Annotated in this window: 8 protein-coding genes, 1 tRNA gene and 1 pseudogene; 6 read left to right on the plus strand and 4 right to left on the minus strand. The window is 72.6% G+C overall.

Annotated elements, in window-relative coordinates; translation table 11 throughout:
- Positions 1-113 precede the first annotated feature (113 nt).
- Positions 114-1,112: an ArsA-related P-loop ATPase gene (locus E8D37_RS07225; protein ID WP_240770260.1), complete on the plus strand. Its 999-nt coding sequence runs from the start codon at positions 114-116 to the stop codon at positions 1,110-1,112.
- On the plus strand, positions 1,109-2,281 hold the full coding sequence (locus tag E8D37_RS07230) for an ArsA-related P-loop ATPase (protein WP_136569117.1): 1,173 nt from the start codon (positions 1,109-1,111) through the stop codon (positions 2,279-2,281). The genes E8D37_RS07225 and E8D37_RS07230 overlap by 4 nt, the downstream gene beginning before the upstream one ends.
- A gap of 84 nt (positions 2,282-2,365) precedes the next feature.
- Here E8D37_RS07230 and E8D37_RS07235 read toward each other — a convergent pair whose 3' ends face one another.
- A complete protein-coding gene (locus E8D37_RS07235; RefSeq protein WP_136569118.1) occupies positions 2,366-2,689 on the minus strand; it encodes a WhiB family transcriptional regulator in 324 nt (107 codons plus the stop codon).
- Between the two features lie 594 nt (positions 2,690-3,283).
- Between E8D37_RS07235 and E8D37_RS07240 the strand changes: the two genes are divergently transcribed.
- The gene (locus E8D37_RS07240; RefSeq protein WP_168929670.1) at positions 3,284-5,710 is read left to right on the plus strand and encodes a transglycosylase domain-containing protein; all 2,427 of its coding nucleotides are present in this window, start codon (positions 3,284-3,286) and stop codon (positions 5,708-5,710) included.
- A gap of 138 nt (positions 5,711-5,848) precedes the next feature.
- On the opposite strand, the gene E8D37_RS07245 is transcribed toward E8D37_RS07240, so the two are convergent.
- Complete coding sequence (locus E8D37_RS07245) at positions 5,849-6,310, minus strand: GatB/YqeY domain-containing protein (protein ID WP_136569119.1); 462 nt, start codon at positions 6,308-6,310, stop codon at positions 5,849-5,851.
- 26 nt (positions 6,311-6,336) lie between these two features.
- Between E8D37_RS07245 and E8D37_RS07250 the strand changes: the two genes are divergently transcribed.
- The 3 genes from E8D37_RS07250 (at position 6,337) to E8D37_RS07260 (ending at position 8,570) form a co-directional block, all read left to right on the plus strand.
- Positions 6,337-7,299 (plus strand): metallophosphoesterase, encoded by a 963-nt coding sequence (locus E8D37_RS07250; RefSeq protein WP_240770261.1) that lies wholly within the window; start codon positions 6,337-6,339, stop codon positions 7,297-7,299.
- Positions 7,300-7,388: 89 nt separating this feature from the next.
- A tRNA-Pro gene (locus E8D37_RS07255) sits at positions 7,389-7,462 on the plus strand.
- 196 nt (positions 7,463-7,658) lie between these two features.
- Complete coding sequence (locus E8D37_RS07260; protein WP_136569120.1) at positions 7,659-8,570, plus strand: hypothetical protein; 912 nt, start codon at positions 7,659-7,661, stop codon at positions 8,568-8,570.
- An 81-nt stretch (positions 8,571-8,651) separates the two neighbouring features.
- Here E8D37_RS07260 and E8D37_RS07265 read toward each other — a convergent pair whose 3' ends face one another.
- Together E8D37_RS07265 and E8D37_RS07270 are read right to left on the minus strand one after the other, a co-directional pair.
- Positions 8,652-9,698, minus strand: coding sequence for an aspartate-semialdehyde dehydrogenase (locus tag E8D37_RS07265; protein ID WP_136569121.1), 1,047 nt, complete (start codon positions 9,696-9,698; stop codon positions 8,652-8,654).
- Positions 9,695-10,519: pseudogene (locus E8D37_RS07270) on the minus strand (aspartate kinase); the annotation flags it as partial. The pseudogene E8D37_RS07270 and the gene E8D37_RS07265, both read right to left, overlap by 4 nt.

A 10,519-nucleotide genomic window follows, 5' to 3' on the forward strand; every position in this document is an offset into this window, starting at 1 on the left:
GGGCCCTCGGCGCGTCCGGGGTCGCGCACGGTGGCTCCGATCCCGCGGTGGTGGTCACCGGGCTGCCGCCTCGTTCCTGCCCGCGGGTGGGGTGGGCGCACTAGCCTGGCGGCGTGACCTCCCACTGGCCCCGCGCCCGGCTGCACGTGGTGACGGGCAAGGGCGGCACCGGCAAGTCGACGGTGGCCGCGGCGCTCGCGCTGGCGCTCGCCTCCCACGGCAAGCAGGTGCTGCTGTGCGAGGTCGAGGGACGCCAGGGCATCGCCCGGATGTTCGACGTGGACCCGCTGCCCTACGCTGAGCGCCGGATCGCCACCGGGCTGCGCGACCCCCAGGGGGCCGGCAGCGTCCACGCGCTGAGCATCGACCCCGAGGCAGCGCTCCTGGAGTACCTGGCCATGTACTACCGGCTGGGTCGCGCGGGGCGGGCCCTGGAGAAGTTCGGCGTCGTCGAGTTCGCCACCACGATCGCGCCCGGCGTCCGCGACGTCCTGCTCACCGGCAAGGTCTACGAGGCGGTGCAGCGCAACTCGCGCAACCGCGGTGCGGTCGAGTACGACGCCGTCGTCCTGGACGCTCCGCCGACCGGCCGGATCGCGCAGTTCCTCGGGGTCTCCGACGAGGTCGCCGGCCTGGCCAAGGTCGGCCCGGTGAAGAAGCAGGCCGACCAGATGATGTCCCTGTTCCGCTCGCCCCGCACCGCGGTGCACCTCGTGACCGTGCTCGAGGAGATGCCCGTGCAGGAGACCGCGGACGGCATCGCCGAGCTGCGCCGGCACGGCATGCCCGTGGGCGGCGTGGTCGTGAACCAGGTCCGGCCCCGCGACGTCTCGGACGACGACCTCGCCCTCGCCCTGCGCGGCCGGCTCGACAAGGACGCCCTCGGCCGCGAGCTCGAGCTGGCGGGGGTGAAGCCCACGAAGGTCCTCCTGGACGGCCTGGCCTCCGAGGCCCGCGACCACGCCGAGCGCAGGGCGCTGGAGGACGCGCAGCGCGAGGTCGTCGGCGCGCTCGACGTGCCGGTCGCCGAGCTGGGCAGGCTGCCAGGCGGGGTGGACCTCGGTGCGCTCTACGAGCTGGCCGCGGACCTGCGCGGGCAGGGGTTCGCATGAGCCGCCGGGAGCGGGTGGGCCCGCTGGCCTCGCGCCCCGGGGTGGCGCCCGAGCTGGACGTCGACGCCCTGCTGGACGACCCCACCACCGGCATCGTCGTGTGCTGCGGCTCGGGCGGGGTCGGCAAGACCACCACGTCGGCGGCGCTCGCGCTGCGGGCCGCCGAGCGCGGCCGGAAGGTCGTCGTCCTCACCATCGACCCGGCGCGCCGACTGGCGCAGTCCCTCGGCATCGAGCAGCTCGACAACACGCCCCGTCCCGTCGTGGGCGTGGACGGCACGGCGGGCGGCAGCCTCGACGCGATGATGCTCGACATGAAGCGGACGTTCGACGACGTCGTGCTCTCCCAGGCCAGCCCCGAGCGCGCCCGGGCGATCCTGGACAACCCGTTCTACGTGGCGCTCTCCAGCTCGTTCGCGGGCACCCAGGAGTACATGGCCATGGAGAAGCTCGGCCAGATCCGGGCACGCGCCCAGGCGGAGGGCACCTACGACCTCATCGTCGTCGACACCCCGCCCTCGCGGTCCGCGCTCGACTTCCTGGACGCCCCGGAGCGGCTCTCCAGCTTCCTGGACGGGCGGTTCCTCCGGCTCATGGTGGCGCCGGCCAAGGGCCCGGCGAAGCTGATGACGGCCGGCCTTGGGCTGGTCACGGGCGCGCTGACGAAGATCCTCGGCGCGCAGATCCTCACGGACCTGCAGACCTTCGTGGCGGCGCTCGACACCGTCTTCGGCGGCTTCCGCGCCCGGGCTCAGCAGACCTACGCGCTGCTCCAGGCCGACGGCACGGCGTTCCTCGTCGTGGCCGCGCCCGAGCCGGACGCGCTCCGCGAGGCGGAGTACTTCGTCGAGCGCCTCGACGGCGACGGCATGCCGCTGGCGGGCATGGTCGTCAACCGCGCCACCCCGGAGCCGCGCAGCAAGCTGCCCGCGGACGAGGCGACCGCGGCGGCCGCACGCCTGCGCGCCCGCCGCAAGGACTCCCTCGCCGCCGGACTGCTCCGTCTGCACGCCGACCGCTGGGCCGCCGTGCAGCGCGAGCAGCTGCTGTCCAGCCGCTTCACCGCCGCACACCCCGACGTCGCGACCGTCACCGTGGCAGCACTGCCGGGCGACGTCCACGACCTCAAGGGCCTGCGACGCGTGGGCACCCTGCTCGCACGCGGCTGAGCCGGGTGAGCGGGTCCGATGCCGTGCCACGCCCCGGGACGCCGACCGACGGTCGGCGCCACCGGGGCGCTCAGCGACGTCGCGTCAGCCGATGACGGGCGCGGCCGCGCGCACCGGCACGGCCTCGGTCACCGGGGCGGTGTGCGTCGTGCGCGCGGTCTCGAGGACCGATCGCCACGACTGGGTGGGCTTGCGACGCAGCAGCGCTCGGCGCTCCCGCTCCGTCATGCCTCCCCACACGCCCCACTCGATCTGGTTGTCCAGCGCCTCGGCGAGGCACTCGGTCCGCACAGGGCAGCCCTGGCAGACCTGCTTGGCCTTGTTCTGCTCCGCGCCTCGAACGAAGAGTTCGTCCGGCTGCGCCTCGCGGCAGGCAGCCTTCGGCGCCCAGTCTTCAACCCACATGATGTCGTCCCTTACATCACTCAGGGGTCCTTGCGCCGTCCACCCCCATGGACAGCGCTGACCCGTCTTTGTCCCTGGGCAAAGTTAAGAACACGTGCATCCCCGAGGTGCAGGCACGAAGTACCCAATCCACGTAGTCCGTTCGGACTAGTCCGCTCATACCCCCCAGTTCCTGGGGTGCTAACACGATGTTTCGGTGGGGTTAACGATCTCCCAACGGCAGACACGTGTCGCGCAGCGCTCGCCATCGTCGCAGGTCAGCGGCACCCTCTCGCCGACGCGGCCGGACTACTCCCGAGACCATGCGGGAGACTCCGCACCCCTCGTCCGAGATCCGGACGCGAGCGTCCGCTACTTCACCTGGGGTACGCGCAGGGCGGGAGCATGCTCCGGACCCCCGCGACGGAGGCCCCCTGGAGGCCGTTCCGCAGTGAGCATCTGTTCGCCCTCTGTGCCGGACGTGTGCGGGTCAGGGGAGCAGCCCGTGGCCCCCCGGTGACGGACCTGTGCGCACACCGGCCCGCCCAGGTGGGTGAGAGGGACCACGCGGCCTCGCCGACCACGTCCGACGTGCCCTGCTCCCGTACCCTTGCGGCCATGTCCGCATCACGTACCGCGGCCAGGATCTCCTCGCACCTCGGTGTGATGCTGGCTGTCTCCGTCGTCCTCGGCGTCGTCGTCGCCGGGCTCGCCATCCCCTTCGCGGGCCTCGTGGGCGTCAGCGTCCAGGGCGTCGCGAAGACCATGGACGAGCTGCCCGAGGAGCTGGAGACCACCGACCTCGCCCAGCGCACCACCATCCTCGACAGCGACGGCGACACCATCGCCTCGCTGTACGACCAGAACCGCGTCGAGGTCCCGCTCCGGCAGGTCTCCCGGATCATGGTGAAGGCGATCCTCTCGATCGAGGACTACCGCTTCTACGAGCACGGCGCCCTGGACGTGAAGGGCACGCTGCGCGCGTTCGTCACCAACCAGGCCTCGGGCGGCACCGTGCAGGGCGGCTCCTCCATCACCCAGCAGCTGGTGAAGCAGACGCTGGTGAACCAGGCCACCACCAAGGCCGAGCAGGCCGCGGCGACCGCGGACACCTACTCCCGCAAGCTCACCGAGCTGCGGTACGCGGTGGCGCTGGAGCAGCAGCACAGCAAGGACTGGATCCTCGAGCGGTACCTGAACATCGTCTACTTCGGCGACGGCGCCTACGGCATCCAGGCGGCGGCGAAGCACTACTTCAACGTCAACGCCAAGGACCTCACCGCCAAGCAGGCGGCGCTCCTGGCCGGCCTCGTGAAGAACCCCTACGGCTACGACCCGACCAACGACAAGGCCCGGGCGAAGGACCGCCGCGACACGGTCCTGGCGCGCATGGCCCAGCTGAACGTGATCAGCGAGAAGAAGGCCAGCAAGCTGGAGAGCGAGGGCCTCGGGCTCGACGTGCAGAAGAACCAGAACGGCTGCGTCTCCGCGACCGCGCCGTGGTTCTGCGACTACGTGGTCAACTACCTGCTCGCCGACTCCGACCTCGGCAAGACCGTCAAGGCCCGCCGCCGCCTGCTCTACACCGGCGGCCTCACCATCCAGACGACGCTGGACATGGACTACCAGAAGGCCGCGGACAACGCGGTCTCCACGGCGGTGAAGTCCACCGACGGCGCCATCGGCGGCCTCGCGATGGTCGAGCCCGGCACCGGGGACGTGAAGGCCATCGCGCAGTCGAGACCGATGGGCCGCAACAAGAAGAAGGGCGAGACGTACCTCGACTACGTCGTGCCCAGCGAGTACGGCGACTCCAACGGCTTCCAGGCCGGATCGACCTTCAAGCCGTTCGTCCTCTCCCAGGCGATCAACGACGGCATCCCGCTCGTGACGACGATCAACGCACCGCAGACCATCACGCTGGCGGAGAACAGCTTCAAGGTCTGCGACGGCTACTACCAGAGCAGCGCGTCGTGGACGGTGAACAACTCCACCGGTTCGGGCACGTACACGCTCTACACCGGCACGCAGAACTCCGTGAACACGTTCTTCGCGCAGCTCGAGCAGCGCACCGGCGTCTGCAAGCCGTACGAGCTCGCGACGAAGATGGGCATCACCAGCCTCAAGGGCAAGGCCGCGCGCAGCCAGTACCTGGTGCCGTCCTTCACCCTGGGCATCGCCGACACCAACGTCCTCTCGATGGCCGAGGCGTACGCGACCTTCGCGGCCCGCGGCATCCACTGCTCGGCCCGCCCGGTCGTCTCGATCACGGGCCCGAACGGGAACACCGTGAAGACCTACTCGAAGTCCTGCTCGCGGGTCATGCCGGCGACCACCGCCGACGGCGTCAACGCGGTGCTCCGCGGCGTCATCGAGGGCGGCTTCGCCTCCGCCCAGGCCCTCGACCAGGCCGCCGCCGGCAAGACCGGCACGACCCAGAGCGGCCAGGCCGTCTGGTTCGCGGGCTACACCTCGAACATGGCCGCCGTGTCGATGATCGCCGGCGTCAACAGCGCGGGCCAGCCCGAGTCCCTCGTGGGCAAGTACCTCAACGGCCGCTACGTCTCCGAGGCCTCCGGCTCCGGCTACGCCGCGCCGATCTGGGGCGACGCCATGAAGGCGATCGACGACCAGCTGCCGAACGTGGACTTCACGGCGCCCACCAGCGAGGTCGTCAACGGCGTCCAGGCGAGCGTGCCGTCGGTCTCTGGCATGTCGGTGAGCGAGGCCACCTCGACCCTCGAGGCCGCCGGCTTCGGGGTCTCCACCGGCTCCACGGTGAACTCCTCGATCAGCAGCGGCCTCGTCGCCTACACCTCCCCCAGCGGCGGCAGCAGCGCGGCGCAGGGCTCGACGATCACGCTGTACATCTCCAACGGGACGCCGGCGACCACCACGAGCCCGAGCAGCGGCGCGAGCTCCGACAGCTCGAGCAACAACAGCTCCAACGGGAACAGCTCGAACAACGGGAACAGCTCCAACAACGGCAACGGCGGCAACAGCGGGAACAACGGGAACGGGAACGGCAACGGCAACGGCGGGTGACGCCGGCCGGCAGCGGCCCACGGGCTGACGCCGCGCTCCGCGACGAGGGGCCCCGGACCTGTTGGTCCGGGGCCCCTCGTCGTCTGGGTGGGAGTCGCGTCTGCGGGAGTCGCCTCCCTGCGAGGCGCCTCCTTGGGATCAGGCGCCGAGCTGACGCTTGACCTCGGCGGCGACCGCGCCGCCGTCCGCGCGCCCCTTGGTGCGCTGCTGGACCAGGCCCATGACCTTGCCCATGGCCCGCATGCCCTCGCCCGCGGCCCCGGTCGCCGCCACCGCCTCGGTGACGATCTCGGCGATCTCGGCCTCCGTGAGCTGCTCCGGCAGGTACTCGGCGATCACCCCGGCCTCCGCGGTCTCCCGCTCGGCCGACTCCGCGCGGCCGCCGTCGGCGAACGCGGTCGCGGCCTCGCGCCGCTTCTTGGCCTCGCTGGTGAGCACGGCCACCACCTCGTCGTCCGAGAGGACCTTGGCGGACTTGCCGGCCACCTCCGCGGTGGTGACGGCGGCCAGCACCATGCGCAGGGTCGAGGACCGGAGCTCGTCACGGGCCTTCATGGCGGTCGTGAGGTCGGTGCGCAGACGGTCCTTGAGAGTGCTCATGCCCGCCATTGTGGCAGCCTGGCCCCGTGCGCCTCACGTCGATTCCCGCCTCCCTGCCGAGGCCCTCGGCCCCGCTCCTCGCGGCGCTGGGGGTGAGCCTGGCGGGCGCGGCAGCGCTGGCGGGCGGGATGGTGGAGGCCCAGCGGTACGTGCTGCGGCGCTACCGGGTCCCGGTCCTGCCCGCCGGGGCCGACCCGATCAAGGTGCTGCACCTCTCCGACATCCACCTGACCCCCGGCCAGACGCGCAAGCGGGACTGGCTGACCCGGCTCTCGGCCCTCCCGGTCGACCTCGTCGTCAACACCGGCGACAACCTCGCCCACCAGCGCTCCGTGGGGCCGCTGGTCGAGGCCCTCGGGCCCCTCCTGGACGCACCGGGCGTGTTCGTCCTCGGCTCCAACGACTACTACGAGCCGCGGGTGCGCAACCCGTTCCGCTACCTGCTGCCCGACGACGGCAAGCGGCACACCGACGTGCCCGAGCTGCCGTGGCGGCACCTGTCCGCCACCTTCCGCGGGCGCGGCTGGCTCGACCTCACCAACGCGACCGGCCGGCTGACTGTCAAGGGCACCGACCTGGCCTTCGCCGGCGTCGACGACCCCCACCTCGCCTACGACGACCTCGACGCGGTCGACGCGCCGGCACCCGCCGACGCGGACGTCCGGCTGGCCGTCGCTCACGCGCCCTACCTCCGCGTCCTCGACCACTTCGCCGGCCGCGGCTGGGACGCCGTTCTCGCCGGGCACACCCACGGCGGCCAGGTCTGCCTGCCGGGCGGGCGGGCCCTCACGACCAACTGCGACCTCGACACCGCCCGCGCCCGGGGGCTGCACCGCCACCCCGCCGACTCGCGCCCCGGCGACGCTCGCTCGTCCTGGCTGCACGTGTGCGGCGGCCTCGGCACGAGCCCCTTCGCGCAGGTGCGTGTCGCGTGCCGCCCGGAGGCCGCGCTGCTCACCCTCGTGCCGTCGACGGACGCCTCGTCCTGAACCCCGATCCACCCCTCGCCCCGATTGGGGGCCCGAGGTGCCGCTGGGCTATGCTCCCGTGCTTGTGAGCCGCTGATGGCGGAGCACATCGGGCTGTGGCGCAGCTTGGTAGCGCGCCTCGTTCGGGACGAGGAGGCCGCAGGTTCAAATCCTGTCAGCCCGACAGCAGGACCACAGGGGTCCGGCGCTCTGCGCCGGGCCCCTGTGCCGTCTCCCCCGCAAGGGGCAGGACGTTCCGGAGGGGCCTCTGCCGTCCCTCTCGAGCAGGGCCCGGACGCCGCTCCCGGACGGGGTCCGGACGGCTCCCGGGACCCCCGGGCGTATTCTCCGGAGCACGTGGCGCGTGCCACACTCCCTGCATGCCCGACCGTGAGCGCGACAAGCTCAGCGCGCCCAGCCTGCGCGGGCTGCTGTCACGCCGTCGGGCCCGCGACGCCGGGCCGGACGCCGCTCCCGGGCCCGCCCCCGCGGCTCCCCAGACCCCGGTGCACCCGCCGGTCTACCCCCCGCACGCGGTGGCCCCGCTGACCGAGACCCAGCCGGTGCGCCGCGTCCACGCCGTGCCCGGGGCCGCCCCGGCCGAGGCGCCGCTGCGCCGCGTCCGCGCGGTGCCGGGCGAGCAGACGGCCGGCGCGCCGGTCCGCCGCGTGCGCGAGGACCACGACGAGCACGACAGCCACGACGGCCGCGGCCCGGAGACGCCCTCAGGGGCCGCTGAGACCCTCGCCGAGCCCCGCGACGCCTCCTGGCCCGTCGCGGAGCCCACGGCCGTGCTGCCGGCCGCCACGACGCCCTCCGCGGCCCACCCGTCGGCGACCGCGCTGCCCGACGACGTCGACCTGTACGACCTCGAGGAGCCGGAGCGGCCCGTTCCCTGGCAGGAGGCGCTGCTGGGGGCCGCGTCCCCGTACCTGCTGGCCCCTGTCGCCGGCCTCGGCGCGGCGGCCGTCATGGTCGTGCTCGTGGCGCTCGCGCAGCGCGGCTGCCTCCAGGCCGCGGGCACCGCGAGCTGCGGGCAGGGGCCGGGGGCCACGCTGCTCGTGCTGGCGCTCATGGCCGGGGTCCTGTCCGGCGGCGCGCTGCTGCGCCAGGTCCGGTCCCCCCAGCCCGGCGCCACGGCGCTGCTGGGCACCGGCGCCACCGCCGTCATCGCGGTGATGCTGGCCGACCGCGTGCCGGGCGTCGCCCTGGCCGGCGTCCTGCTCGTCGTGTCCGCCGCCTTCTACCTGCTCGCACAGCTCCTCACCACCGCGGCGGAGGAGCTCGACTGACCTCCCGGACCGCCGCGGCCCCACGAACGACCACGGTCCCCCGTCCGTGGTGGACGGGGGCCCGTGGGCTGCGTGCGGTGGTCAGCTCGCGGCGGCGACCAGCTCGGCGATCTGCACGGTGTTGAGGGCGGCGCCCTTGCGCAGGTTGTCGTTGCTGATGAACAGCGCGAGGCCGCGGTCGCCGTCGACGCCCGGGTCCGTGCGCAGGCGGCCGACGTAGGACGGGTCCTTGCCGGCGGCGGCGAGCGGGTTCGGGATGTCGGCGAGCTGGACGCCCGGGGCGTCCGCGAGCAGCTCGGCGGCCCGGGCGGGGGTCATCGCCCGCTCGAACTCGGCGTTGATCGCCAGCGAGTGGCCGGTGAAGACCGGGACGCGGACGCAGATGCCGGAGACGCGCAGGTCCGGGATGCCCAGGATCTTGCGGGACTCGTTGCGGAGCTTCTGCTCCTCGTCGGTCTCGTTGAGGCCGTCGTCCACGAGGTTCCCGGCGAAGGGCAGGACGTTGTAGGCGATGGTGCGCTTGTAGACGCCCGGCTCGCCGAACGCCACGGCCTCGCCGTCGTAGGCCAGCTCGCGCGCCTTCTCGCCCGCCGTGGCCACGCCCGTGGCGAGCTCGTCGACGCCGGCGATGCCGGAGCCGGAGACGGCCTGGTAGGTCGAGGCGATGAGGCGGACCAGGCCGGCCTCGTCGTGCAGCGGCTTGAGGACCGGCATCGCGGCCATCGTGGTGCAGTTCGGGTTGGCGATGATGCCGCGACCGGCCTCGATCACGGCGGCGGCCGCGTCGGGGTTGACCTCGGAGACGACGAGCGGGATCGCCGGGTCCTTGCGGAAGGCGCTGGAGTTGTCGACGACGATGACGCCGGCGTCCACGAACTTCGGCGCGAAGGCCCGCGAGGCGGTGGCGCCGGCGGAGAAGAGCGCGACGTCCAGGCCGGACGGGTCGGCGGTCTCGGCGTCCTCGACGACGACCTCGGTGCCCTCGTAGTCGAGCACCTTGCCGGCCGAGCGGGCCGAGGAGAAGAAGCGGATGCTGTTCACGGGGAAGCCGCGCTCCGCCAGGATCTGCCGCATCGCGACGCCGACCTGGCCGGTGGCGCCGACGACGCCGATGTTGAGGCCGCTCATCGACCGGTACCCCCGTAGACGACGGCCTCGACCTCGGTGGCGTCCAGGTCGAACGCGGTGTGGGTCGAGCGGACCGCGGTGTCGACCTGCTGCTCGGCGACGATGACCGAGATGCGGATCTCCGAGGTGGAGATCATCTCGATGTTGACGCCGGCCGAGGCCAGGGCGGTGAAGAACTTGGCGGTGATGCCGGGGTGGCTGCGCATGCCGGCGCCGATGAGGGAGACCTTGCCGACGCGGTCGTCGTAGAGGAGCTTGTCGTAGCCGACCTCGTCCTGGATGCGCGCCAGCGCCGACATGGCGCCCTGGCCGTCGTCGCGGGGCAGCGTGAAGGAGATGTCCGTCAGGCCGGTGGACGCGGCCGAGACGTTCTGCACGACCATGTCGATGTTCACCTCGCTGGACGCGAGGGTCTCGAAGATGCGCGCCGCCTCGCCCACCTTGTCGGGCACGCCGACCACGGTGATCTTGGCCTGGGACCGGTCGTGCGCGACGCCGGAGATGATCGCCTGCTCCACGTCAGTGGCTCCGTCCTGCTCGGATTCGGGGGTGATCCAGGTGCCCTCGACGTAGTCGAAGGAGGTGCGCACGTGGATCGGGACGTTGTACCGGCGCGCGTACTCCACGCAGCGCAGGTGGAGGACCTTCGCGCCGCTGGCCGCCATCTCGAGCATCTCCTCGGTGGAGACGCGGTCGAGCTTGCGCGCCGCGGGGACGATCCGGGGGTCGGCCGAGAAGACGCCGGCCACGTAAAAAACGCCAGGGCCACGGCCGTCGTGTCGGAGGCGCCGCGGCCGAGCGTGGTGACGTCCTTGGTGTCC

The organism is Nocardioides sp. GY 10127 (assembly GCF_004919085.1).
Taxonomy (GTDB): Bacteria; Actinomycetota; Actinomycetes; order Propionibacteriales; family Nocardioidaceae; genus Nocardioides.

What these genes read in the sequence shown, in the direction of transcription:
- E8D37_RS07230 (WP_136569117.1), top strand. Translation starts at nt 1,109, where the DNA reads ATGAGCCGCCGGGAGCGGGTGGGCCCGCTGGCCTCGCGCCCCGGGGTG.
- E8D37_RS07240 (WP_168929670.1), top strand. Translation starts at nt 3,284, where the DNA reads ATGTCCGCATCACGTACCGCGGCCAGGATCTCCTCGCACCTCGGTGTG.
- E8D37_RS07245 (WP_136569119.1), bottom strand. Translation starts at nt 6,310, where the DNA reads ATGAGCACTCTCAAGGACCGTCTGCGCACCGACCTCACGACCGCCATG.
- E8D37_RS07260 (WP_136569120.1), top strand. Translation starts at nt 7,659, where the DNA reads ATGCCCGACCGTGAGCGCGACAAGCTCAGCGCGCCCAGCCTGCGCGGG.
- E8D37_RS07265 (WP_136569121.1), bottom strand. Translation starts at nt 9,698, where the DNA reads ATGAGCGGCCTCAACATCGGCGTCGTCGGCGCCACCGGCCAGGTCGGC.